This window comes from Pseudomonas sp. P7548, assembly GCF_013386585.1.
Taxonomy (GTDB): domain Bacteria; phylum Pseudomonadota; class Gammaproteobacteria; order Pseudomonadales; family Pseudomonadaceae; genus Aquipseudomonas.
Window position 1 is genome coordinate 1 of record NZ_JACARO010000092.1, and the last position, 25,821, is coordinate 25,821.

Genomic DNA, 25,821 nt, shown 5'->3' on the forward strand with positions numbered 1-25,821 from the left:
CTGACACACCGCGGCGCGGGGCAAGCCCGCTCACTACATTCACCTTATGCCTGTCGGTAGGGCAGCGCTGCCCGCGCCTCTTCGGCATAGGCATGAATGCCCACGCGTTCACGCTCGAGAAAATCCTCCACGGCATTCTTCAACCCGGGATGGCGCAGGTAGTGCCACGATCGGGTGATCACCGGCTCGAAGCCGCGAATCAACTTGTGCTCGCCCTGGGCACCGGCGTCGAAGCGCTGCAAGCCTTCGGCGATGGCGTAGTCCATGCCCTGGTAGAAACAGGTTTCGAAATGCAGACGGTCAAACTCAGCCAGGCAACCCCAATAGCGGCCGTAGAAGCTGTCGCCACCAATCAGGCTGAACGCCATCGCCACCGGGCGCGAGCCTTGTTTGGCCAGCACCACACGGATCGCTTCGGGCAAGCGCTCGGCCAGCAGGCTGAAAAACGCGCGGGTCAGGTAGGGAGACTGGCGACGTACCGCGTAGGTATTGGCGTAGCAGGCGTAGACAAAGTCCCATTGCGCCTCGCTCAGTTCATGGCCTTTCAGCCATTCAAACGCGATGCCCTGCCCCGCCACTTGCTCGCGCTCTTTGCGCATCTGTTTGCGCTTGCGTGAACTCAACGCATCAAGAAAATCCTGGAAGTCGCGATAGCCACGGTTTTGCCAGTGAAACTGACAACCCAGGCGCTGCAACCAGCCCGGCTGTTGTGCCAGCGCTTCGTCAGCCAATGGATCGGTGAAGTTGATGTGAGCGCTGGAGAGCCCTTCGATTTCCAGGTAACCCGGCAACGCCTTGAGCAACTCGAAACCGTCCTGGGCATTCGCCGCCAGCAGGCGCGGCCCGCTGACCGGGCTGAACGGCACCGCCGTGAGCAGCTTGGGGTAGTAGTCGATACCGGCGCGCTCACAGGCGTCCGCCCAGCCATGGTCGAACACGTATTCGCCGTAGGAATGCCACTTGCGGTAACTGGGCAACGCCGCCACCAAGCGCTCGCCCTCCCAATGCAACAAATGCTCCGGCTGCCAGCCCGATTGCGGGCCCAGGCTGGCGCTGTCTTCCAGCGCGCTCAGGAACGCATGCCGCACAAACGGCTGGGCCTGCGGCACCAGGGCATCCCAGGCCTGCGGGGCGATTTCGGACAGGCTGTCCAGGCGTTGCAACGGCATCGGCATCCTCACTACGTCGGGGCGTGAAAGCCTGGCGAGTATCGCTTATCGCCGGGGTTCGCACACCTTCAAATGGCGCGACAAAACCCATGCCAGTTAGTTCCTTCTTAAATTATTTGTCATCTACATGACATCACTTAGCCACTGCTCCGTCATAAACGATCGTGATACTGACGCCTGTTTTTAGAGCGCCCGGTTATACCGAGCGGCTACTTGTCCGTCCGAAATCGGTCGGTTGTGTCCTGGATGGTTTGCCATCCCTCCTCACTTTCGGAGATTGATATGCGTCTTGCTTCCACTAAAACTGCGGCGCTCCTGTGCGGCGGCCTGCTACTGGCCCTGAGCATTCCGGCCAACGCCGCAGTCGACGCTAAATTGCTCGACATGCTCAAGGCCAACGGCCAGATCACCGCTTCGCAGTACACCGAGCTGCAAGCGGAATTGGCCAAAGACCAGAAAGAAAAGCAGATCGCACAGCAAGCTCAACAAGAGACCAACGAGCAGATCGCGGCCACCGCGAAAAAAACCAACGAGCTGAGCAGCTTCGACCAGAAGCTCGCTTGGGCTGCCAAGACTCAGTTCAAGGGTGACGTGCGTTTCCGTCAGGAAACCGTGAAGATCCAGGGCGAATCCAACAACGGCGGCCGCGACAAGGACCGTCAGCGCATCCGTGCCCGCCTGGGCGCGTACACCGAAATCAACTCCCAAGTTGATACCGGCATCCGTATCGCCACCGGCAGCAGCGACGACGCTCGCTCCACCAACCAGGACCAGGACAACTACTTCGACAAGAAGTCGATCTGGCTGGACCTCGGCTACATCGACTACCACCCTGACCAGATCAAGAACCTGCACGTGATTGGCGGCAAGATGCTGCAACCGTGGGTCAACATGGGCGACGTGATCTGGGATAGCGACATCAACCCTGAAGGTCTGGCACTGACCTACAAATACCCTCTGGGTAGCAGCGCCGAGCTGTTCGGCAGCATCGGTAACTACAACCTCAAGGACAACGTCGACGGCGACGGCGTGCAATTCCGTCACGACCTGCGCCTGACATCCGGCCAGTTGGGGACCCGCTTCTCGGTCACCGACAACCTGAAACTGACCCTGGGCGGCAGCGTCTACGCCTACCAGAACGACAAGGACAGCCGCTGCACCACCACCACGACGCCGTGCGCACTGGCCGTCAACGGCAACTCGGCGGACAACGAATTCCGTCTGTACGAAGGGTTTGCCCAGGCTGACATCGGTGGCCTGGCAGTGCCGCTGGCGTTCTACGGCCAGTACGTGAAGAACAACGACGCTGTGACCGACCAGGACACTGCCTGGTTGCTGGGTGCCAAGTCCAAGGTGTTCGGTTTCAACCTGGACTACAACTACCGCGACATTCAGCGTAACGCGGTCGTGGGTGCCTTCACCGACTCTGACTTCGCCAACGGCACCACCGGTTCCCGTGGCCACAAGTTCAAGGTCAGCTACGACATCGACAAGAACTTCGCCTTGGGCGCCACGTACTTCCTGACCAAGGCAGACTTCTCCAGCCGTACTCAGCGCGACGCCAACACCAACACCCTGCAGTTGGATGCTGAAGCCAAGTTCTGATTCAGCACGTAACACGCCTTGGGCCAGGACGGCCCGAGGCGCCTTTCACAGCCTCGCGTGAATGGGTCGGTCCCCATCATCCGTTCGACTCCGTCACGCGAGTCTGCCTTTACCCCCGCCTTTACTGATCCTTCAGCCGCTCGGCCGCCAGGCGTTCAGCCAGCGCATCCACATCCTTGACCGGTTCCTCCGGCATGATCTTCAGCGTCGCCTGCATCAGGCGCATCTGGCGGATAAAACGCCGGCAGTTGGGGCAGAACATCAAGTGATGACGCACCAGCAGACGCTCGCGAAAGGTCAATTGCCCGTCGAGATAATCACTGGACCGCGCCACTTGTTCTTTACAGGTCAACATTCGCCCGTTTCCTCAAAATGCTCCACCGTGGCGAAGACTTTAAGCCGTGCTCGATGCAACAGCACACGGACATTGGAGAGCGAGAGCGTCAGAAGATTACAGATCTCTTCCAATTCCAGCCCCTGGCGTTCACGCAACACCAGCACGCTGCTTTGCAATTCGGACAAACTCAGGATCGTATGCTCCAGGCATTTGCGCAGTTCATCCTCGGTCAACAGGGCCTCGGGCGTGTCCTGGTGCCAGGCATACGGGGCGACCGCCCAATGACCGTCGTCCGGCACGAAGCGGTCATCGCCGATGGTGCCGTGGGGTGACGGCAAGTCGTCGAGCAGCACTTCGCGGCGATTCTGTTTGTAGCGGCCCTTGGCAGAGTTGGCGGTGATGGTCAGCAGCCAGGTCTTGAGGCTGGAACGCCCTTCGAACTTGGCCAGGTTGCGCACCACCGACAACCAGGCGTCCTGCACCACTTCATCGGCATGGCGCTGGCCGACGATGGCGTAGGCCACTGCACGCATGGCGCTTTGGTAGGTGGTGACCAGCTCCTTGTAGGCGCGTTGCTCACCCTTGAGCAGCCGTTCAAGCAGGTGCGTGTCGTCCGCTGCTGCCATCGTTTACCTCAATCTTGCGGTGGAAATCCGATACCTGTGGGAGCTGGCTGGCCTGCGATAGCGGCGGTGAATTCACCCTCGTCATCGCAGGCCAGCCAACTCCCACATTGGACCGTGACCGGCTGATGGATCAGCGTTTGCGCAGGATCACGCTGCCAATCGAATAACCCGCACCGAAGGAGCTCAGTACCGCGACGGAGCCCTTGGGCAGGTCGTCCTGGTAGGTGTGAAAGGCAATCACCGAACCGGCCGAGCTGGTATTGGCGTAAGTATCGAGAATCACCGGCGCTTCTTCCACTGTGGCTTCGCGGCCCAGCAGTTTCTTCACAATCAGGTGGTTCATGCTCAGGTTGGCCTGGTGCAGCCAGAAGCGTTTAACGTCGGCCACGTTCAGCTGGTTTTCTTCCAGGTGCACGCCGATCAGTTCGGCCACCATCGGGCAGACGTCGCGGAAGACTTTGCGGCCTTCCTGCACGAACAGCTTGTCGGGCGCGCCGATGCCCTCTTCCGCGGTGCGGTTGAGGAAGCCAAAGTTGTTGCGGATGTTATTGGAGAACTTGGTCAGCAGCTTGGTGCTCACCACGTCGAACTGGTGCTCGGAAGTCGCCAGGTCGGCACGCTCCAGGACCACGGCGGTGGCCGCGTCGCCAAAGATAAAGTGGCTGTCGCGGTCGCGGAAGTTCAGGTGGCCGGTGCAGACTTCCGGGTTGACCATCAGGATCGCACGGGCCTGGCCCAGCTGGATGCTGTTGGCGGCGTTCTGGATGCCGAAGGTGGCCGACGAGCACGCCACGTTCATGTCGAAGCCGAAGCCTTCGATGCCCAGGGCTTCCTGGACTTCAATGGCGATGGCCGGGTAGGCACGCTGCAGGTTGGAGCAGGCGACGATCACGCCGTCGATGTCGGCCGCGGTCTTGCCGGCACGTTGCAGGGCCTGTTCGGCAGCGCCGACGGCCATCTGGCAGAGCACCGACCACTCGTCGTTGCTGCGCTCGGGCAGACGCGGGGCCATGCGCTGCGGGTCGAGAATGCCGTCCTTGTCCATCACGAAGCGGCTCTTGATACCCGATGCTTTTTCAATGAACGCCGCGCTGGATTCAGTCAGCGCCTGCACATCACCGCGCTCGATGGCGGCGGCGTTGTCGCTGTTGAACTGTTGCACGTAAGCATTGAAAGACTGCACCAGCTCTTCGTTGGAGATGCTGTTGGCCGGGGTGTACAGGCCGGTGCCGCTGATGACGACGTTATGCACGGTCGTTCCTCTAAATCTGTCAGGCAGAAGATATTGGTACCGTCGTACCAAACTTTAAGTCGTTCGATGCCGTCCAGCGGGCATCAAACTGGCAACGCTTTATTCCATCGCGCCGTGGCTGCGCACCAGCCTGTCACGACGATCCCGGCATTTATAGGCGCGAAGTTTGCCACAAACCTCGATATTTGGCGCTATCTGCGGACAAACACCGGCTTGCCTTGGCATGCATTCAATTGTGGGAGCGGGCTTGCTCGCGAAAACTGAGTGTCAGTCAGTACATCTGTTGACTGACTCACCGTATTCGCGAGCAAGCCCGCTCCCACACAAACCCGTTCCCACAGGGAATTTGTGTTGTGTATCAGGCTTCGACCAGGCTCCATTGCTTGCTCAGGCGCTTGTCGGAAATCGGCACTTTGGTGCCCAACTGCTGGGCAAACAGCGACACCCGGTATTCCTCCAGCCACCAGCGGTACAGCTCCAGCTGGGGGTCGCGCTTGCCTTCCTGGGCATGCTTTTTCAGGCGGTTTTCGTACTGGGTCCACAGGCCGGCCAGCTCGCCGCTCCACACCCGGTCCTTTTGCACCTGGCTCGGCAGCTTCTCCAGGCGCAGTTCGATGGCCTTGAGAAAACGCGGCAACTCCTTGAACCATTGCGCCGGGGTTTCCCGCACAAAACCGGGATAGACCAAGTGGCTCAACTGCTGCTTGATATCGTTCAAGGCCACGGCCTGGGCCAGGTCGATCTTGCCCTTGAAGCGCTTCTGCAGACCGTGCCAGAGTTTCAGCACGTCCAGGGTCAGGCGCGCCAGGCGCTCGGCGTGTTCGGTCCAGCTGCCGCGCTTGCGCTCGGCCAAGGCCGCCAAACCGGCGCCATCACGTGGCAGGCTGGCTTCGCCTTCGAGCACGCAAGTGTCGAGGCTGGCCAGCAGAATGTCTTCCACCAGCGCATCAATGCGCCCCAGTTCGCGGTACATCAGGCCCAGCTCGGTCAGGCCCGGCAGCTTGCCGCGTAGGAACTTGGCCGGTTCGGCCAGTTGCTGCATCAGCAAACGCTGCAACGCACGGCGGTGCTGGAATTCGGCCTCGGCAGCCGTGGAAAAACGCCCTTCCTTGACCGTACCGTTTTCTTCCACCAATGCCGGGTACACCGTCATCGACAGGCCGGCGATCTTTTGCTGGGTCTTCTCGGCCACTGCCGCGAACACCTTGGCCTCCACCGGCTGCTGGCTCTTGGCGGTTTGCGGCACGGCCAACGCAGCCTGGCTGGCCTCGGCAAACCGCGCGGTCAGCTCGGCCAAGTCGCGGCCTTCGCCGAGGAACTTGCCCTGGCCGTCGACCACTTCCAGGTTCATCTTCAGATGGTTTTCCACCTGTTGCGCCGCTTCCGCCCAGGCTTCGTCGCTGACCCGAGCGCCAGTCATGCGCAATAACTCGCGACCCAGTGCCAGGGGCAGCGAGCCCTGGCCGAATTCGATGCGTTGCAGCGCGGCCTTGACGAAGTCCGGCACCGGCACGAAATTCTTGCGCAGCGCCTTGGGCAGGTTGCGCACCAGGGCGATGCACTTGGCTTCGATCACGCCCGGTACCAGCCATTCCAGGCGTTCTGGCGGCAAGGCTGGCAAGAGCGGCGCCGGCACGCGCAAGGTCACGCCATCGCGGGGGTGGTTGGGCTCAAAGTGGTAACTCAACGCCAGCTCCAGGTCACCCAGGTGCAGGGTGTCCGGGTAATGCAGGGCGGTGACTTCACTGGCCTCGCGGGCCAGCACGTCTTCTTCGCGCATGATCAACAACTGCGGGTTCTTCTGGCTGTTGACCTTGTACCAGCTGTCGAACGTGGCGGTCTGGTGGATCTCGGCCGGCAGCCGCGCGTCGTAGAAGGCGTAGAGGGTTTCTTCGTCGGCCAGGATATCGCGGCGACGCGCCTTGGCTTCCAGCTCGTCCAGCTGCTCCAGCAGTTGCTGGTTGGCCGTCAGGCACTTGGCGCGGGACTGAATTTCACCCCGCACCAGGCCTTCACGGATAAACAACTCGCGGGACACCACCGGGTCGACCGGCCCGTAATGCACCGGCCGGCGCCCGACCACAATCAGCCCGAACAAGGTGATCTGTTCAAACGCCACGACCTGGCCGCGCTTCTTCTCCCAGTGGGGCTCGAAGTGGTTCTTCTTGATCAGGTGCCCGGCCAACGGTTCGATCCAGTCGGCATCGATCTTGGCCACCATGCGCGCATAGAGCTTGGTGGTTTCCACCAGCTCGGCGGTCATCAGCCATTGTGGGCGCTTCTTGCCGATGCCCGACGACGGGTGAATCCAGAAGCGCCGCTGACGCGCGCCCAGGTAGTCACCGTCTTCGGTTTTCTGGCCGATCTGGCTGAGCAGGCCGGAGAGCACGGCCTTGTGCAGTTTCGGGTAGTCGGCCGGGTCCTTGTTGATCGAGAGCTGCATATCACGGCAGATCAGGCTCAACTGACGATGGGAGTCACGCCACTCGCGCAGGCGCAGGTAATTGAGGAAATTCTTGCGGCACCAATTACGCAGCGGGCTGGCGGTCAATTCCTGGCGTTGCTCTTCAAACCCACGCCACAAATTGACCAGGCCGGCGAAGTCCGAGTCGGCGTCCTTCCACTGCGCGTGGGCCTGGTCGGCGGCCTGTTGACGCTCCGGTGGGCGCTCGCGCGGGTCCTGGATCGACATGGCACTGGCCACGATCAACACTTCCTGCAAGCTGCCGAGCTTGGCCGCTTCGAGCAGCATGCGGCCCATGCGCGGGTCCACCGGCAGGCGCGCCAGTTGGCGGCCCAGTGGCGTGAGCTGGCTGTTGCGGTCCACCGCCGAGAGTTCTTGCAGCAGGTTGAAACCGTCGCTGATGGCCTTGCCATCCGGTGGCTCGATAAACGGGAAGTCGGTGATCTCGCCCAGGCGCAGGTGCAGCATCTGCAGGATCACGGCGGCGAGGTTGGTGCGCAGGATCTCGGGGTCGGTAAATTCCGGGCGCCCGATAAAATCTTCTTCGCTGTACAGGCGCACGCAAATGCCCGGCTCAACCCGACCGCAACGGCCTTTACGCTGGTTGGCACTGGCCTGGGAAATCGCCTCGATCGGCAGGCGCTGCACCTTGGCGCGGTAGCTGTAGCGACTGATGCGCGCGGTGCCGCTGTCGATCACATACCGAATGCCCGGCACCGTCAGCGAGGTTTCCGCAACGTTGGTGGCCAGCACCACGCGGCGGCCCGGGTGGGATTGGAAGATGCGCTGCTGTTCGGCCGGCGACAGGCGCGCGTACAGCGGCAAAATTTCGGTGTGCTTGAGTTGGGCCTTGCGCAGCATGTCGGCGGCGTCGCGGATTTCGCGCTCGCCCGGCAAAAACACCAGCACGTCACCCGGGCTGCGCCGCTCACTGCGCTCATAGGCGGCGATTTCATCGAGGGTGGCGAGGATCGCCTGGTCGACGGTGAGGTCGTCCTCGACGCGGTTGCCCTCCTCGTCCTGTTCCAGGGTCAGCGGGCGATACCAGGTGTCGACCGGGAAGGTACGGCCCGACACTTCGACAATCGGTGCGTCGTCAAAATGCTTGGAGAAGCGCTCCAGGTCGATGGTCGCCGAGGTGATGATGACTTTGAGGTCCGGGCGACGCGGCAACAGGGTCTTCAGGTAGCCCAGCAGGAAGTCGATGTTCAGGCTGCGTTCGTGGGCTTCGTCGACGATGATCGTGTCGTAGCGTTCCAGGTAGCGGTCGTTCTGGGTTTCCGCCAACAGGATGCCGTCGGTCATCAGCTTGATCAGGGTGTTGGAATCGCTCTGGTCTTCGAAGCGCACCTGGTAGCCGACCAGCGCGCCCAGCGGTGTGCCCAGCTCTTCGGCGACCCGGCTGGCCACGCTGCGCGCCGCGATCCGGCGCGGCTGGGTGTGGCCGATCAGGCCGAACTGGCCACGGCCGATTTCCAGGCAGATCTTCGGCAACTGGGTGGTTTTGCCCGAGCCGGTTTCACCGGCAATGATCAGCACCTGACGCTTGTTCAGGGCCTCTTTGATTTCATCACGCTTGGCGGCAATCGGCAGGCTGTCGTCGTAACGGATCACCGGCAGGCTGGCACGCCGCGCCGTGACCTGGGCGCAGGAGGCCTGCATGCGCGCGACCCATTGCGCCAACTTGTCCTCGTCGGGCTTCTTGCGCAGCTCAAGCAATTGCCGCCGCAAGCGGTGGCGGTCGGCGAGCATGGCGTGATCGAGGGTTTTGAGCAGTTGGTCGATAGTGGGCGCTTGGTCAGTCATCAGCTACTTGGCGGTCATCTGTATAGGCACGGCCGCCAAGTGTGGCAGAAAAGCGCCTTGTCTGGCAGGCGGCTGAGCGGCATCAAGGATAAACCGACTCAAATGTGGGAGCGGGCCCGCTCCCACACCAGCCTGTGTCCACAGGAGGGTAGGTATTACAGAGGGTCTTTGCGCCGGTAAGGAAACACATCAATGACCTTGCCGGCGCGGATCGCCTCCTGCAGACCCTTCCAGTAGTCGGCGTTGTACAACTCGCCGTGCAGCTCATCGAACAGCTGGCGCTGGCTGGCGTCGGCAAACAGGAACGGCGGGAATTCTTCGGGGAACACATCCAGCGGGCCGATGGAATACCAGGGCTCGGAGGCCATTTCGTCCTCGGGGGTGCGCGGCGCAGGGATATGGCGGAAGTTGGCCTCGGTGAGAAAGCAGATTTCGTCGTAGTCGTAGAACACCACGCGACCGTGGCGGGTGACGCCGAAGTTTTTCAGCAGCATGTCGCCAGGGAAGATATTCGCCGCCGCCAATTGCTTGATGGCCAGGCCGTAATCTTCCAGGGCTTCGTGCACCTGGGCGGGGTTGGCGTTGTCGAGGTAGAGGTTGAGTGGGGTCATGCGCCGTTCGGTCCAGCAGTGGCGGATCAGCACCGTATCGCCTTCTACTTCGACGGTGCCGGCCGCGACTTCCAGCAACTCGGCCAGGCAGTCGGGTTCGAACTTGCTCAGGGGAAAACGGAAATCGGCGAACTCCTGGGTATCAGCCATGCGCCCGACCCGGTCGACACTTTTAACCAGCCGATACTTCTCGATCACCGTGGCACGGTTCACGTTTTTCGACGGCGAAAAACGGTCCTTGATGATCTTGAACACCGTGTTGAAGCCCGGCAGGGTAAACACACTCATGACCATGCCACGCACGCCCGGGGCCATGATGAAGCGATCATCGGTGGTGGCCAGGTGGTTGATCAGCGCGCGGTAGAACTCCGACTTGCCGTGTTTGTAGAAGCCGATGGAGGTGTACAGCTCGGCGATGTGCTTGCCCGGCAGGATGCGCTTGAGAAAGCCGATGAATTCCGCCGGCACCGGCACGTCGACCATGAAGTAGGAACGGGTGAACGAGAAGATGATCGACACGTCGGCTTCGTCGGTGATCAGGGCATCGATCTGGATGCCGTGCCCTTCGCGGTGCAGCAACGGGATCGCCAGCGGCCACTGTTCGTCGCGGGTATAGAGGCGGCCCACCAGGTAGGCGCCTTTGTTGCGGTAGAGCACCGAAGAGAACAGCTCGACGTTGAGGTCCGGGTCCTTGCACACCCAGTCCGGCAGATTTTCCCGCAGTTGGGCTTCGAGGCGGCGCAAGTCAGACGGCAGGTCGGCGTAGGGTTCGCTGAAGCGGTAGTCGGCAAACACCTGCGCCAGCATCTGGGCAATCTTGCCATTTGGCGTGTAGGTGCGGGTTTGCGCCGCCCGCGCCCGGCGCAGGCTGGGCCGGGTGGTGTGGATGAACATGCAGCCGTCGCTGATCAGGTCGTGGCTGAACAGGCCGCAGAAGATCGAGTTGTACCAGGTCTCGGACAATTCATCGTCAAAGCGCAAGTCGATCAGGCCGATGTAGGCGCTTTTGACCAGGGGCCAGGCGTCCACCTCCAACAGCACCGCGTCATCGAAGCTGGCTCGCAGGCGCGCCGTGACTTCACCGACCTTTTCTTCATACAGGTTGATCCGCGCCGCCGACGCCGCCTGCCCTTGCTGCCACTGAGCCTTCTCGAACCGCTCGCGGGCACCGTCGGTGATCTGGCGGAAATGCTCACGGTAGTCGTCGAAGCCATCGAGGATCATCCGGGCGATGGCGGGAGCAGATTGCGACATGCGGGAAACCTCTGGCGGGCATCTGGAAGCCCTGAGCTTAGCCAGTGAATAGAAGCAGGAGAAGGAGGATTTTTCGCGGCAGGTTGTACAGGTTTGCGCACTTCGTACATTTATTTTCAATTTTCACAATTCGACCACTCGGTCAGAAAACGCACCAAAAAGTCGCACGAATCGCTACCCGCCTTCGCCTGTACGCCTGGAATGACGTGGCTTGGCGCTTTTGCGCAATAAAACCTGCCATGTCACTGAGGTTAACCGTTTGTAACCATCTTGATACAGCGTAAGGGAAACCCTGATTACCACCTTAGTGGCACTTTGATATATAGCGCGCCCTCTCCCACCCTAACAAGGTCTGAAGACCGATCGGGAACAGGTTCTAATCGCCCAAGGAGCATTGAGATGTCATTGAGGAACATGAGGATCGGATTGCGTGCCAGTCTGAGTTTTGGGGTTTTGGCCAGCATGCTGGTGATTGTCGGCCTGTTTGGTTTGGGGCAGATGGCCAAGCTGCGCGAAAGTGCGCTGGTCATCGAGGATTCGTGGATGCCGAGCATCGAGAGCATCCACGACGCCGCCGCCTGTATCGCCAGCATCCGCCTGGAGGCCTTGCGCCTGGCGACCACCGACGAGTCCCGGGTACGCGATAACAGCAAAAGCCTGATCACTCGCCAGCGCAGCGAACTGCAAACCTTGCTCGATCACCATCAAGACCTGCTCAGCGGCGATGAAGAACGCGAGATGCTTACGCAACTCAAGGCCAACGTGAACACCTATTTGACCATCGTCGGGCAGATGGTCGCCCTGGTCGACAAGGACCAGCAGCAGGACGCCATCGACTTGCTCACCAGCCGCCTGGCGCCCCAAGGCACGGTCCTCAATAAAAGCCTGGAGGACATGATCACCTTCAACCAGAAAGGCGTGGAAGACGCCGCTGGCCTGGCCGCGCAGATGTACACCAACGCCCAGTGGGTAGTCGGTTTGATCATTGTGTGCGCCCTGATTGCCACCCTTTTACTGGCCTGGCTGCTGACCCGCAGCATCACTGCGCCCATCGGCCAAGCCTTGGCCGTGGCCCGCACCATCGCCGGTGGCGACTTGAGCCAGCCGATCGTAGTGCACGGGCAGGACGAACCGGCGCAATTGCTGACCGCACTCTCCACCATGCAGGTGCAACTGCAAACCACCATCCGTGGCATCAGCGAGTCGGCGCAGCAGCTGGCCTCTGCCGCCGAAGAGATGAGTTCGGTGATGGAACAGAGCACCCGCGGCCTGCAGGCGCAGAACGATGAAATCGAACAAGCCGCCACGGCCGTGAACGAGATGAGCGCGGCGGTGGACGAGGTGGCAGGCAATGCGGTGTCCAGCGCCGAGGCGTCCAAGGCCTCCGATGAAGACAGCAAGCACGGCCACTACCAAATCAGCGAAACCATCAGTTCGATCCAGAACCTGGTGGACGAAGTGCTCGGTGCTTCAACCAAGGCCGAAGGCCTGGCCGTGCAGGCCCAGGACATCAGCAAGGTGCTGGAAGTGATCCGTGGCATCGCCGGGCAAACCAACCTGCTGGCATTGAACGCAGCGATTGAAGCCGCCCGCGCCGGTGAAGCCGGGCGCGGTTTTGCGGTGGTCGCCGATGAGGTGCGTTCCCTGGCACAACGCACCCAGGACTCCACCGAAGAAATCGAGCAGATGATCACCGGTATCCAGCAAGGCACCCAAGGCACCGTCGAGGCGCTCAACAGCAGCGCCGAACACGCCGGCCAGACTCTGCAGCGGGCCAACAGCGCCGGCAGCGCCCTGGAAAAAATCACCGCCGCCATCTCGCAGATCAGCCAGCGCAACCTGGTGATCGCCAGTGCCGCCGAGCAGCAGGCGCTGGTCGCCCGCGAAGTGGACCGCAGCCTGGTGAACATCCGCGATCTGTCCACCCAAACGGCTGCCGGCGCCACGCAGACCTCGGCCGCCAGCCAGGAACTGTCGCGCCTGGCGGTGGACCTGAATGGGCTGGTCACACGGTTTGTCCTGTAATCCGTCAAGGCGTCGTGCAACACTCGCCGCCTGATGGATGTAGGAGTATTTCGTGAGACCTGTTGACACCCTGTACCTGCTGGGGCTGGCTGCTATCTGGGGCGCCAGCTTCCTGTTCATGCGCATCATTGCGCCCGAGATCGGCACCGTGCCGACGGCGTTTTTTCGCGTGTCGATTGCCGCCGCCGGTTTGCTGGTGATCCTGGCGGCGATGCGGGTGAACTGGGATTTCCAGGGCAAGTTCAAGACAGTGTTGCTGCTGGGGGTGATCAACTCCGGAATTCCCGCGACCATGTACTCGGTGGCAGCCCAGGTGCTGCCAGCGGGTTACTCGGCGATCTTCAACGCCACCACGCCGTTGATGGGTGTGTTGATCGGCGGGCTGTTCTTCAGCGAGCGCCTCACCCCGTCAAAGATCGCCGGGGTGACCCTGGGCCTGTTTGGCGTAGGCGTGCTGACCCGCGCCGGACCGGTGGCGTTTGACCTGCAATTGTTGATGGGCGCGCTGGCCTGCCTGCTGGCGACCACGTGCTACGGTTTTGCCGGGTTCCTGGCGCGGCGCTGGCTGGATCAGCGCGGAGGCCTGGACAGTCGCCTGTCAGCGTTGGGCAGCATGCTCGGCGCGACGTTGTTCCTGTTGCCGTTCTTTGCCTACAGCGCCATCCAACAGCCGCCCGCCAGCTGGGGTGGGTGGCAGGTGTGGTTGTCGTTGCTGGGGCTTGGGCTGGTGTGCACGGCGTTTGCCTACATTCTTTACTTCCGACTGCTGTCGTCCATCGGGCCGGTCAAGTCGATGACGGTGACCTTCATGATTCCGCCGTTTGGCGTGTTGTGGGGGGCGTTGTTGCTGGATGAGCCGTTGTCGATGGCGCATCTGTATGGCGGGGTGTTAATTGCGGGGGCGCTTTGGCTGGTGCTACGCCCCAAAAAAATCTTGTAGGAGGGTGGTGTCAGTTTTTACGGAAGACGAACACCAGGCCGATGATGATCAACCCCATCCCCAGCAGGCTCAACATCGCCAGCTTGTTGCCGAAGATCAGGTAGTCCATCACCGCCGTCACGGCCGGCACCAGGTAGAACAGGCTGGTGACATTCACCAGGTTGCCCCGGGCGATCAGGCGGTACAGCAACAGCGTTGCCAGCAAAGACACCACCAACCCCATCCACAGCACCGACACGAAAAAGCCCGTGCTGTGCTCAAAGTGGAAGGGTTGGAACGGCACGAATACCGCGCACAACAGCAATCCAGCCAGGTATTGCACCGGCAGTGTGCCCAGGGGGTTGTCGGTAATGCGCTTTTGCATGATCGAACCAAAGGTCATGCTGGCCAATGCCAGCAGCCCGAACACCATCCCCGCCAAGGACATCCCCGACATGCCGATGCCTTGGTAGACCACCATGATCAACCCCGCCAGGCCCAGCCCCAGGCCGAACATCCGGCGCCAGGAACGTTGGCGCTCCATCAGCACCACGGTGAGGATCGGTTGCACGCCCATGATGGTTGCCATCACCCCAGGCGTGACTTTGAGGTCGAGGGCCAGCAGGTAAAAAATCTGATAAGCCCCCAACAGCACCAGCCCGGTCGCCGCCGCATACAGCAGGGGGTTGCCGGGGCGCGGCCACTTCAACTTGAGAGCCGGCACCAGGATCACCAGGCCCGCGAGGGCGATGGCAAAGCGCATCAGCAGGAACGCAAAGGGTGACGCATGGGCCAGGCCCCACTTGGAGAAGATCGCCCCGCTGCTCCACAGCAGGACAAACAGGCTCGTCGAGGCCGCCGCGGCCACGGATTGTTTCGAAAGAACAGACATGGTTACCACCTGTCATCAGGCAAAAAAAGCCGATTCAGCAGACGCTGAAATGCATTAGGTTTTTTTCAGGCGGGCAGACGGGGACAGCAGAGCTGATCAGCCCGAAATGCCAACACCCGGCGGTGATACGACTGCGTACACCGGCGTGCTGCTGACAGGAGGCGGGTAATGACTGATCTGCGCAGGCTGCTTTTCCCCGCACGGCACGACCACAGCGTTGACCGCTGAATCGACTACCGCTATGCGCTGGGAAGCTGGCATGTGCTGATCTTTTGAAGGGATGAAGACGCCGCGACTATAACCAGCCGCAAACATATTTTGCAATAACTCCTCCGGGTCTTTTTGCGTGGAGGAGTTTTCATGCGGCGGCAAAACACCGGTCGCTATAATGCCGCCGGGTTTTTCCAAGGATTTCACATGATCGCTCTGCCCTGGCTGTACCTGGTGCTTCTCTCCATTGGCTACTCAGTGGCCTTGATCTACGGGCAATTGGGCCTGCTCGCGGCCGTCTCGGTCGGCCTGTTGCTGATCGCCGGCTACGCGGTGCGCCAGCAACGCACGCCGTGGGCGCGCTACCTTGGCCATGGTCTGTTCATCGTCCTGGCCTTGGGCCTGGCGATGCACTGGCTGCCGGGTTTCTACAACGGGCGCGGCATCGACCCGCAACGGTTTACCCCGGACGCCGTACCGTTCTCGATGTACCTGAACCAGGACAAGCCGCTGATCGGATTCTGGCTGCTGCTGGCCTGCCCGTGGATCGTGGCACGGCGCACGTTGCGCCTGTCGATTTGTGTGGCAGCACTGGCGTTGGCCCTGACGGCGGTTGCAGCGCTGGGTGGGGCGGCATTGCTGGGGATTGTCAGCTGGGCGCCGAAATGGCCGGAACAGGCCTGGCTATGGGTACTGAACAACCTGTTGCTGGTGACCTTGGTAGAAGAAGCGCTGTTTCGCGGCTACGTCCAAGGGGGCTTGAGCCAACGCTTCAAGCACCTGCCCTACGGGGAGAACCTCGCACTCTTGCTCGCCTCATTGCTGTTCGGCCTGGTGCACCTGGGCGCGGGCTGGCATTGGGTACTGCTGGCGAGTATCGCCGGAGTCGGCTATGGCCTGGCTTATCGGTTTGGCGGATTGGGGGCGGCGATCGCCACGCACTTCGGTTTGAATCTGCTTCACTTCGGGTTGTTCACGTACCCGATGCTGAGTTGATGCCCCGAGAGCGACCCAGAACACCAGGAGATTGAAACGGACGCATGGCGTTCTGCTGACTTTCGTCAGGCCGTTGACAGCAAAGAACGGTAGACCTGAGCATAAGAGTCGACCATTTGATTCGCGGTAAACTCCTTTTCGAAACGCAAGGCTGCTCGAACCCCCATCGCTTGGCTTTCTACAGGGTTCTCCCATAACCAGATCATTGCCTGTGCCAACGCATGTGTATCACCCGGTGGAACCACCAACCCCGTTTCTCCTGCAATGTTTATATACGTCGTTCCGGTGCCGATTTCACAAGAAATAAGAGGCTTACTGAACATCGCGGCCTCCAGCAACGAAACGCCAAATGCTTCAGAACGCAGATGAGAAGGGAACACCAGGCCAAAGCAAAGTGTCAGCAGCGCAGTTTTATCTTCATCAGGCAAGCCTCCCAAAAAGTGCACGTTCGTAAGACCGAGTTTTATCGCCTGGGCTTTTAACTGCAGCTCCATCGGGCCTTGCCCCAAGATAACGATTGGAAAACGCACTGTACGAGCAGCCTCGAGCAAATACTCCAAACCTTTGTAATAACGCAGGGCGCCGACAAAAAGAAAAAATCGTCCTTGGAATATAGTGTTCCAATGCTTCAACTTTTCCGGCGACACCTGCGGATAAGTCCCTCTCCCCAGGCCAATCGGTATCACCGTTACTTTATCCAGGAAGTGCTGCAATACCGGACTGGTTTCTACATACTTCGGAGACGTGGCAATAATACGATCGACATTGCTTAAAAACTTATTCATCAACGGGCGATAAAACTTCAACAGTGTCTTCTGCTTCACGATATCCGAGTGGTAACTCACCACCGTTGGCTTGCGCACACGAGTAGCAAAATGGACCACATCCATAAAAGGCCATGGAAAATGATAATTGATGATATCCACACCTTCGACCAACTCATGAAAGTCTTTAAACGCTGACAACGAAAAGCCCGTCGAAGCAATATTCAAATCCAGTTTTGATGTGTGAGCCAAGTGCTCACCCACCTCGACATTACGGGAAGCGCCATGCTCACTCAATGAGAGTACTTGTGCAGTAATTCCATGCGCACGACCACCTTCCGACAGTTGAAAAATAAACTGCTCCACCCCGCCCATGGTGCGCGGATAATAGGTCTTGAAAAAATGGAGAACTTTCAACGTTGCCCTTCCCTTCTTATCTGCTTCGCTGGCACTCCCACATAGACTCCAGGTTCGGTCAAGTTACGGTGAGCGCAGGCGCCTGCGCCTAACGTAACGCCGTCACTCACAATCAACCCATCAATAACCGTTGACCCAGCGCCTATGAAACAACCCTTTCCAATCTGGCATCGTCCTGCAACAGCCGCCTTTATAGAGATATGGGTAAAGTCACCTACCGTGCATTCATGCTCGACAATGGCTCCCGTATTGATAACGCACCCCTGCCCAACAGATGCCATAGGGCCTACGTGGGCGTGGTGGCCAACGAAAGACCCTGCCCCTACCGTCGCGCCAAAACCCAGTGTTGCAGTGGGCGAGACGAGCGTGGCTAAAGGCCAATCCAGCTGGGCAGCCCATTCGCATTGCGCATGCTGTTGGACGCAGTCGCCTGAAGCAGGCATGACAGACCATCCCTCCAAGCGACCTTTATCCCAACTCGGCAAGACGGGAAACGTTCCAAAGGTTTCACCTGGGCGGGCATTGATATCAATAAAGCAGAGTTGCTTTATCCCTATTGCCAACGCAACATCAGCAACGGCACGGGCATGGCCACCGAAGCCAAGGATGAGCAAACCAGTCAGGGGGGGCATAGGCCTTACTCCACTCAATTGATATCTCTCGAAATCGTATCCAATATATCGATGTGCTCATTTACAACATCCGTCCAGTTGCGTCTGGACAACAAAGCATAGGTCTTTAATTGAACGGCCAGTAACTCATCACGATTAAGGATGCCCCACTGAATACGGCTGGCGATGTCTCGCCAGTCATAGGGGTTGAAAAACGTCATTTGTTGCAACGTTTCATCTACCAACACTTCTTCCGTGACCGGTATACGGGCCATTACTACGGGCGTTGCAACGGACAATGCTTCAGTAAACGTAAACGGGCAGCCGCCTTCGCTCAAACTCGGATTAACGGCCAGATCCGCTAACTTATAGCACGCAGCCAGCTCCTGTACGGTCAAGCCGTGAATACATAGCACATCATTTTCCAGATGATTTTCGCGAATAAATTCCCTCACAAGAGGAAAGCCCGCCGCGTGCCCGGTGAGTATTAATTTGTGGCGAATAAAATCGTTTCGCAAAAGGTACTCATACGCCCTCAGCAAAGAAATCATATTTTTATTGGGCCGAAACTGGCTGGCATAAAAGATAAACTGCGCATCACCGTTAAGAAATGCAGATGAATAGCTGGGATTTGAAGACTTTTTCAAAGCCCTTTGGAAAAGAATCATGCAATAGTTTTTTGAAGACGCCGCTTCGTCAGACAACCCCTTCACAGCCACATTGCTGCTCAAGTCATTGGGCGCATGGTGAACAACTGAAACGAGTGACGGCCTTAGGGCGTACCGCTCGACCAATGTTTCCCACTTAACATTTTTGCTATACGTCACAAAGTGCTGACCACCGTGAATGGCAGCTTCAACCCTTTCATAAACTTGTAAAAATCGCTCGCCCCCTACTTCCGAAAAGCCGATAGGAAAATCTGACAGCACGACGTCAGGCACACACATCAGACGTGGCGTTGAATTTGATTGAATGCAGGCCAGAAGGCAGTTGGGCTATACCACGCCTTCACCTCCGTCATCTTATTGATAAGTTGCAACATACGATCAGATTCAACTTGTTCCAAACGACGATACAGACGAAGCACTAAACTATCTTCTTTCGGCGCACCTACCGCCGTCTGCAAGCGACTCACCAGCCGCTTTAAGGGACGAAAAAGTTTACGCACAATCACACGAACTTTCAGATAAAGCGCATAAACAGGCAGTAAAATGAGCAACGGGCTGAACAACAATAACAACAAACAAAGGGCAACCGCTTCGAGCCCTAAACGGATCAGTCCCGTATAGGAATCAACCGTAATCAAACGATCCTCAATCTTGCCGAGCACGATAGCCTTCCAATGAAATAGCTTTTTGGCCAGCCGCTCTCTAAACGGAACTTTTTTCTGTTTCTTTTTCCGAGCTATGTATTCCTCGTAACACCGCAAGATCATGGGAACACTGGCAGGTGAAACGATTTCAAACACATCCTCCTGAACGCCTTCACTCTGAAACAGATCATGCAGCGCTTTCTTAGTCCAACTCGGGCATACCAATGTAAACTTCACATCGTCTCGCCCTTCGGCACCTTTGAGGAATGCCGCAAGATAACGGCCCAGCCCCTCGTGCCGAAGGTCCAGCCCTGGAGCGTAGGCCAGATAGATACCAAACTTTTTCATAAGCACTCCCTGACAACCTGCCAATAGGCATTCGCCAGTTTCTCGACACTCTGCTCAGCCAACACGTCACTGGAAGGCAACGCATTGCGGCGTTCCAGATAGGAAAGTTCCATCTCTTTAAGTTGGCTGGCCATTTGCTTTGGCTTATCCGACTTCATCCAACTCAACCCCAAGGAAAACTGCTGATCAATTTCCCTCATGGCCGGGTAGTCACTACTTAATGAAGGAACACCTAGACCCGCCGCCTCGACGACACTGAACGTACCATTATCAATCGTACCTGCATGCCACAAAAAAGCAGCGCCTGCGAGTTCACTTTGATAATTTCTATCTGGCAGCTCACCCAACAAGTTCACATTTTTTTTCAATAATCGACTTTTCCCCAATACATCGTTTAACGGCTTGAGATGGGGCAACTTACTTTTAAACAGGCCCTTGGTATTGACGCCCGTAATCCGGCATTCCAATACACCACCGAGCTCCTCATAATAAAACTTCAACGCATTCACGGCATTCAAATGATTTTTGTGTATCGCCGTATTGGTGGTCCACAAGAAATAATTCGAGCGATCGGCAAAACTGCCTTTTACACGGGAAAAGTCGGGAGCCAGCATGGGTAACTTGAATACCTTATTCGTTGGTACCCCTGCGTAATTCAACGCGTCTTGCTGTGTAAAAGCGGTGGTCACCAGGACCTTCGACGCAGCCCTGGCCGCATCTATATAAGGCTGATCTGCACCCAATGGTAATATCGGAACATACCGCTGCAGGTAGTCATACACCATGAGTATCGAAGGTCGCATCGGCAGAAGCGGCCCATTTAAACGATCGGAAATGACCAGCCAGACATCACAATCCTGGAGGTTATTTATTCCATCATCGATAACCAGATAACGCGGACACTTCGGTTCCCAACCTTCATGCCCGGAGTAGCGCATGGCTCGTCGTGCGGGCATTGCATCCAAAACGTTCCATTTGTATGAACGAATCGAGATCTCGCTTTCAAGGTCCATGAACTCTTCAGGCGGATAGCTTTCGGCGCTGTTTAAGTGCAGGAACACGACATCAACAGCCTCCCCCATCTGGCGACTGCCGTGATACAAGGCATTAGCTACAAGCTTTGCTCCCCTCAGGCTTCCGCCCCTGTACTCCACAGGAACGATGACGGCAATTCGCTTTCTGCGAACAGGGCGCTCAACACTTTCTTTTTTGATTGTCTCAAGTTCCGCCAGCACTTTTTTGAAGCCAGCTTGCCAGGCTTGCTCGCAATTTTTTGCTTTCATAGGCTCAAGCAAAACCATTTGCGATTCGCGGATGTTTTGGATCAGCTTTTGATCACCGCTCATCAACTGCTTAGTTTTAGCCTTGGCTTCAGCCACTGTTTCACAGCGACCTGGCAAACCGATCCCCCCCATTTTATCCAGCATGCCGCCCGCCATGAACAATAAGGGCATGCCTGCACGAATGGCTTCAAAGGGGTGATAATGAATGTGGTTGGGCTCAGTAGAGTGATAAAACATCACCCTGTGTTGCCTCATGTTGTACTCATGCTCTTCAGCGGACACAAATCCCAGTACATTTTTATCAGGCACCGCAATCGGTTGCGCACCGCCAATGGTGTACTCGCTCCCCGAAAAGTCATGAATAAAGCTTTTATAAATATTTTCAAAGTATGGGGAAGACCCAATTCTTGGACAGACAAACAAAATCTTCTTGAGCGTCCCTTCCCATAAATCAGGCGCAGCCTCGCCCTTCAAACCGACAGGCAGGTAGCAGTTTCTACTGGCTAAAAAATTCTGTTCGGAGTCTTTCAAATGGTCGTAGCCTGCGCCAAACCAGAATCGCGCGCCCATTGCCTTGATACTACGGACCAAGGACTCTTCAGCTTCCTCGTAAAACAACTGAGAATAAGAATAGCCCTTTGACAAACCAAAAACTCGCAGAACAATAGCACCCTTGAAATGACGCACAGCACTTTTAATTTGAGTTGGAAAAAAACCAACAATCGCCACATCAAAGTACAAATTGGCAATCCGCCAGGCCTCCTCGCATGGGCCCGCATACCAATCCTGCGCATTCAAGACATCCAGCTGATCCTTAGGGATGGTCAACGCGGCGTCAAAACTGAAATCGACGCTGGCAGAAAGATTGCCCTCGTCATAAGGAAAACTTTTCGGCATGAAAATTTCATTCACGCCCAGCGCCTTGAGCTGATCAACTTCGAATTTCCGTAATGTCGTATGGTTAAGCAACCAAAGGACTCTTAGTGTTTTCAAAATTATTTCAATCCATTTATAACTTTATATTCAGCAACGGCCTCATCACAGGCACCGTCGAAAACCAGTTCACCGTGATGGAACACCAGACCACGATTACAAATCGAACGTAACGCACTGAAATCATGAGTTGCCAACACCAGAATTTCTGCCTGCTCAATAAGGCCTGTAATACGCTCCCTGGCTTTAGCCATAAAATTCGCGTCACCAGCACCGATGACCTCATCCAGAAGCAGAATATCTCCTCCCACGGTGGTCGATATTGCGAACGCGAGCCGGACTTGCATACCGGCCGAATAGGTCTTTATGGGGTAGTCAATAAACTCTCCCAGCCCGGCGAACTCGACGATTTCCTCTGCTTTGTCACGCATGAACTTGGGGGACAGACCCAACAACAGGCCTCGGTATAAAATATTTTCCCTGCCCGTAGCGTCTGGCTCAAAGCCCAAGCTCAAATCAAACAGAGAGCGAACTTGCCCCTCTACATTCAGCACACCGCTCGACACGGGATATAGCCCGGCTACCATCTTCAGGAACGTGCTCTTGCCCGCCCCGTTGTGTCCGAGAAGTCCCACACGCTCACCACTCGTTATTTCAACAGTGATATTTTTCAGCGCATGAATATCCGCGACATTTGAACGCTGCGCCTTACGGCTGAACACACCTGCCATGAGGGACTTCAATGAACGCTCCTTATAGGCAACGGAGGCGTAATGAAGGTTGACGTTGTTAAGTGAAATTCGATTATTTTTCATAGGTAAAAAATCACTTTTCTTTCAACCTTGCTACCCACCATTACCGCCAGCGCTCCAAAAAACACGGCCGTCCCGATACTGAACGCGTAGTTCTGCCACGTTGGCCATTCTCCCTGAAGTAGGGGGGCCCGTATTAACTGTAAGATGTGATAAATAGGATTGTAATCAACCAGTGCGTGCAGGCCGCCGTTCTTGAACATCTTCGCTTCAAAGTACACTGGCGAGATAAACCACAACGATTGCATGATCAGACCTAACGCATGGGGAATATCTCGAAAGCGGGTACTTACGTAAGAAAGCAACGTAGACACGGGCCACGCGATCAATGCGAGTATCGGAAACAGGGTAAGAGAAGCCAACCAGCTCCAGCCAAAGTTTTGCGGGAGCACGACGGCCACCCATCCGTACAAGGATATGCTGGCTAACATCAAAACAATGCTGCTACCTACCACCGTTCGAAGCGTATATATCGCCAAAGGGTGATTGCATTGTTTTATGTAGGCGTCCGCCTGGACAAATGACAGTGAGCCCGCCACGGTATTAGCAGATATGCACTCCCACACAATGATGCCCGACAGAATGTAAGGCGCGTACGTCACGATATCCGCATTAAAGAGCCTGCTGAATACCAGCGTCAGCAACAGCGTCAAGCCCAATGGCTGGATCACCGACCACGCCATGCCCAAAAATGAGCGCCGCCAGCGCGATCTGAGATCTGCCAATGAAAGGTGGATCCAAAAATAACGGGCATCCCATACACGCGTAAAATAAGAGAGCATCACTTCACCTGAGTAAATGTATTAGATCCAAACATTCAGTACTCACTTGAATCTCTGAACTCCACTTGGAGGGCAACGGCTACTCGGCTGCCCGGGTCGCCTTCGGTTTAATCGGCGAAGTAGTGTCTGATCTCCTCTGCTATGCGCTCTACTTGTTCACGGTTCAGCGTTGGATAACTGGGGAGGTTTATTCCGCGCGCGCTGAGATCTTGTGCGATAGGGAAGTGCTGGTCTGTCCTGCAATGCGGTAGGGTGTGCGCAGGCGCAAACAAAGGGCGGGTCTCTATACCTTGCGTGGTCAGGTGATCACGCAACGGCTGACGCTGGCGCGAATCATCCAACAGTATTGAGCACATCCAGTACGAATGGCGGGTCCCGGGCTGCTCAGCGTGCATCCGCAGGGGAAGCCCCTTGAGTGCTTCGCGGTACCAGTCGGCGACTCGTCGCTTGAGCGCGATGATCTCGTCTGCCCGCTCCAACTGGGCGAGACCAATGGCCGCACAAATGTTGGTCATTCGGTAGTTGAACGCCAGCTCATCGTGCCAATACTCCCGAGTTTTGGACACGCCTTGGCTCTTCAGGTGACAGGCTCTGTCGTGCAAAGCCTTGGTTTTGGATACGACCATTCCACCTTCACCGGTGGTAATGGTCTTGTTGCCGAAAAAGCTGAATGTCGCGACATCTCCAAACGTCCCTACATGCTGACCTTTATACAAAGACCCGAAAGCTTCGGCGCAATCCTCGATCAGCAATACGTCATGCTCGCGACACAAGGCAACGACCGCCTCCATGTCACAAGCCAAACCATAGAGGTGCACGACCATCACCGCCTTGGTCTTTTCCGTGATCCGGCTTTGTATGTCTTCGATACTGACGTTCCAGGTATCTGCCAATGACTCGGCGAATACAACGCTGGCACCGGTTTGCAGGATGGTATTGACGGACGCCACATAGGTCAGCGTTGGAACAATGACCTCGTCACCCGGCCCTAGCCCAAGCGCGGCCATGGCCAGATGCAGGGCGACGGTACCGTTGCTCACCGTCGTGGCATGGTTCGCACCAATGTATCGGGCAAATTCGTTTTCAAAGCGAGAGATAAACTCTCCGCGAGAAGAAATCCAGGTCGAATCCAGGCACTGGTTTACATATTCCTTTTCACGTCCGCCCAAGAAGGGCTGGTATACCGGAATCATCCGCGCCCCCTATTCCTGGCCCTTGAAGTATTTATATCCGTGGGCCTGGACCAATTGGTCGCGCTCGGCCTCACGCATGTCTTCATGCATCATTTCTTCCACGAGTTCAGCGAACGTCGTTGTCGGCGCCCAACCCAATTGGGTTTTGGCCTTGCTCGGGTCCCCGAGTAGCGTTTCAACTTCGGCGGGGCGGAAATAGCGCGGGTCCACGGCAACGATGCATCGGTTGGTGGCGAAGTCGTAACCTTTTTCCTCAACCCCTGCGCCTTCCCAACGAATATTGATGCCGATTACTTTTGCCGCAAGTTCGACGAACTCACGAACGGAGTGCTGTTCGCCCGTTGCAATCACATAATCTTCAGCCACGTCCTGCTGCAGCATGAGCCACTGCATCTCAACGTAATCACGTGCATGCCCCCAGTCGCGCAGGGCGTTCATGTTGCCGAGGTACAAACACTCTTGCTCGCCCAGCTTGATACGCGCCAATGCTCGGGTGATCTTACGAGTGACAAATGTCTCACCGCGAATAGGCGATTCATGGTTGAACAAGATACCGTTGCACGCATAAATGCCGTACGACTCACGATAGTTTACGGTCATCCAGTAAGCATAGAGTTTGGCGACCGCATACGGTGAGCGCGGGTAGAAAGGTGTGGTTTCCTTCTGCGGAATCTCTTGTACCAAACCGTACAGTTCTGAAGTTGATGCTTGATAGAACCTGGTTTTCTTTTCCAACCCAACGATTCGTATTGCTTCAAGAAGGCGCAGTGCCCCCAAGGCATCGGAATTGGCGGTGTACTCAGGCTCCTCGAAAGAAACGGCAACATGACTTTGAGCTGCCAAATTATAGATTTCATCCGGTCGTACATTCTGGACGATGCGCATCAAGCTACTGGAATCGGTCAGATCACCATGATGCAATGTCAGGTCATAACCTGTCGAATTCGGATCATGGTAAAGATGGTCAATACGAGCAGTATTGAACATGGAACTACGTCGTTTGATGCCATGTACCGAATAGCCTTTTTTTAACAAAAACTCAGCAAGGTACGCGCCATCTTGCCCCGTGATACCTGTAATCAATGCTACTTTTTTGCCACTCATTTTTTCACCATTTTTCAACTAATTGAGCAACCACCTCTCTCAAAGAAGCAAGCGCTCACACCTCCCTCACTTCCCATTTGGAAGCAAAAGCCGTCT

Annotated in this window: 21 protein-coding genes; 4 read left to right on the forward strand and 17 right to left on the reverse strand. The window is 57.1% G+C overall.

What is annotated here, in order from left to right; all coding sequences use genetic code 11:
* Nucleotides 1-44: 44 nt before the first annotated feature.
* Nucleotides 45-1,169 carry a GNAT family N-acetyltransferase gene (locus HX803_RS28965; RefSeq protein ID WP_178925560.1) on the reverse strand — a complete coding sequence of 375 codons (1,125 nt, stop codon included), beginning with the start codon at nucleotides 1,167-1,169 and terminating at the stop codon, nucleotides 45-47.
* Between the two features lie 282 nt (nucleotides 1,170-1,451).
* Between HX803_RS28965 and HX803_RS28970 the strand changes: the two genes are divergently transcribed.
* Entirely contained in the window at nucleotides 1,452-2,774 is a 1,323-nt protein-coding gene (locus HX803_RS28970; protein ID WP_178925561.1) for a putative porin, read from the forward strand.
* A 121-nt stretch (nucleotides 2,775-2,895) separates the two neighbouring features.
* Here HX803_RS28970 and HX803_RS28975 read toward each other — a convergent pair whose 3' ends face one another.
* The 5 genes from HX803_RS28975 to aceK all read right to left on the reverse strand — a co-directional run bounded on the left by HX803_RS28975 (nucleotide 2,896) and on the right by aceK (nucleotide 11,124).
* A complete protein-coding gene (locus tag HX803_RS28975) occupies nucleotides 2,896-3,129 on the reverse strand; it encodes an anti-sigma factor (RefSeq protein ID WP_178925562.1) in 234 nt (77 codons plus the stop codon).
* Entirely contained in the window at nucleotides 3,123-3,737 is a 615-nt protein-coding gene (locus HX803_RS28980; protein WP_176996277.1) for an RNA polymerase sigma factor, read from the reverse strand. The genes HX803_RS28975 and HX803_RS28980 overlap by 7 nt, the downstream gene beginning before the upstream one ends.
* A 130-nt stretch (nucleotides 3,738-3,867) precedes the next feature.
* Entirely contained in the window at nucleotides 3,868-4,989 is a 1,122-nt protein-coding gene (locus tag HX803_RS28985) for a beta-ketoacyl-ACP synthase III (protein ID WP_178925563.1), read from the reverse strand.
* Between the two features lie 358 nt (nucleotides 4,990-5,347).
* Nucleotides 5,348-9,259, reverse strand: coding sequence for an ATP-dependent RNA helicase HrpA (hrpA, locus tag HX803_RS28990; protein ID WP_178925564.1), 3,912 nt, complete (start codon nucleotides 9,257-9,259; stop codon nucleotides 5,348-5,350).
* Between the two features lie 155 nt (nucleotides 9,260-9,414).
* Nucleotides 9,415-11,124 (reverse strand): bifunctional isocitrate dehydrogenase kinase/phosphatase, encoded by a 1,710-nt coding sequence (aceK, locus tag HX803_RS28995; protein ID WP_178925565.1) that lies wholly within the window; start codon nucleotides 11,122-11,124, stop codon nucleotides 9,415-9,417.
* 462 nt (nucleotides 11,125-11,586) lie between these two features.
* On the opposite strand from aceK, the gene HX803_RS29000 reads away from it, so the two are divergent.
* Together HX803_RS29000 and HX803_RS29005 are read left to right on the forward strand one after the other, a co-directional pair.
* On the forward strand, nucleotides 11,587-13,149 hold the full coding sequence (locus HX803_RS29000; protein WP_372339951.1) for a methyl-accepting chemotaxis protein: 1,563 nt from the start codon (nucleotides 11,587-11,589) through the stop codon (nucleotides 13,147-13,149).
* Nucleotides 13,150-13,201: 52 nt separating this feature from the next.
* Nucleotides 13,202-14,089, forward strand: a complete 888-nt coding sequence (locus HX803_RS29005; protein WP_178925567.1) for a DMT family transporter — start codon at nucleotides 13,202-13,204, stop codon at nucleotides 14,087-14,089.
* Between the two features lie 10 nt (nucleotides 14,090-14,099).
* Here HX803_RS29005 and HX803_RS29010 read toward each other — a convergent pair whose 3' ends face one another.
* Both HX803_RS29010 and HX803_RS29015 read right to left on the reverse strand, forming a co-directional pair.
* Nucleotides 14,100-14,960 carry a DMT family transporter gene (locus HX803_RS29010; protein ID WP_178925568.1) on the reverse strand — a complete coding sequence of 287 codons (861 nt, stop codon included), beginning with the start codon at nucleotides 14,958-14,960 and terminating at the stop codon, nucleotides 14,100-14,102.
* Nucleotides 14,961-15,056: 96 nt separating this feature from the next.
* Nucleotides 15,057-15,377, reverse strand: coding sequence for a hypothetical protein (locus tag HX803_RS29015; protein WP_178925569.1), 321 nt, complete (start codon nucleotides 15,375-15,377; stop codon nucleotides 15,057-15,059).
* Here HX803_RS29015 and HX803_RS29020 point away from each other — a divergent pair, their 5' ends adjacent.
* The gene (locus HX803_RS29020) at nucleotides 15,378-16,166 is read left to right on the forward strand and encodes a CPBP family intramembrane glutamic endopeptidase (RefSeq protein ID WP_178925570.1); all 789 of its coding nucleotides are present in this window, start codon (nucleotides 15,378-15,380) and stop codon (nucleotides 16,164-16,166) included.
* 65 nt (nucleotides 16,167-16,231) lie between these two features.
* On the opposite strand, the gene HX803_RS29025 is transcribed toward HX803_RS29020, so the two are convergent.
* The 9 genes from HX803_RS29025 to gmd form a co-directional block, all read right to left on the reverse strand.
* Entirely contained in the window at nucleotides 16,232-17,347 is a 1,116-nt protein-coding gene (locus HX803_RS29025) for a glycosyltransferase family 4 protein (protein ID WP_218647208.1), read from the reverse strand.
* Nucleotides 17,344-17,979, reverse strand: a complete 636-nt coding sequence (locus HX803_RS29030) for a NeuD/PglB/VioB family sugar acetyltransferase (protein ID WP_178925571.1) — start codon at nucleotides 17,977-17,979, stop codon at nucleotides 17,344-17,346. The genes HX803_RS29025 and HX803_RS29030 overlap by 4 nt, the downstream gene beginning before the upstream one ends.
* A 14-nt stretch (nucleotides 17,980-17,993) precedes the next feature.
* Nucleotides 17,994-18,899, reverse strand: a complete 906-nt coding sequence (locus HX803_RS32995; protein WP_372339950.1) for a glycosyltransferase — start codon at nucleotides 18,897-18,899, stop codon at nucleotides 17,994-17,996.
* A 5-nt stretch (nucleotides 18,900-18,904) separates the two neighbouring features.
* The gene (locus HX803_RS32885; protein ID WP_256732964.1) at nucleotides 18,905-19,618 is read right to left on the reverse strand and encodes a hypothetical protein; all 714 of its coding nucleotides are present in this window, start codon (nucleotides 19,616-19,618) and stop codon (nucleotides 18,905-18,907) included.
* Nucleotides 19,615-21,870 carry a glycosytransferase gene (locus tag HX803_RS29040; RefSeq protein ID WP_256732965.1) on the reverse strand — a complete coding sequence of 752 codons (2,256 nt, stop codon included), beginning with the start codon at nucleotides 21,868-21,870 and terminating at the stop codon, nucleotides 19,615-19,617. Before HX803_RS29040 ends, HX803_RS32885 begins: the two co-directional genes overlap by 4 nt.
* Before the next feature lie 26 nt (nucleotides 21,871-21,896).
* Nucleotides 21,897-22,649, reverse strand: a complete 753-nt coding sequence (locus HX803_RS29045) for an ABC transporter ATP-binding protein (RefSeq protein ID WP_178925573.1) — start codon at nucleotides 22,647-22,649, stop codon at nucleotides 21,897-21,899.
* The gene (locus HX803_RS29050) at nucleotides 22,646-23,428 is read right to left on the reverse strand and encodes an ABC transporter permease (RefSeq protein ID WP_178925574.1); all 783 of its coding nucleotides are present in this window, start codon (nucleotides 23,426-23,428) and stop codon (nucleotides 22,646-22,648) included. The genes HX803_RS29045 and HX803_RS29050 overlap by 4 nt, the downstream gene beginning before the upstream one ends.
* Before the next feature lie 107 nt (nucleotides 23,429-23,535).
* Nucleotides 23,536-24,621, reverse strand: coding sequence for a DegT/DnrJ/EryC1/StrS aminotransferase family protein (locus HX803_RS29055; RefSeq protein ID WP_178925575.1), 1,086 nt, complete (start codon nucleotides 24,619-24,621; stop codon nucleotides 23,536-23,538).
* A gap of 9 nt (nucleotides 24,622-24,630) precedes the next feature.
* On the reverse strand, nucleotides 24,631-25,725 hold the full coding sequence (gene gmd, locus HX803_RS29060; protein WP_178925576.1) for a GDP-mannose 4,6-dehydratase: 1,095 nt from the start codon (nucleotides 25,723-25,725) through the stop codon (nucleotides 24,631-24,633).
* Nucleotides 25,726-25,821: the final 96 nt, after the last annotated feature.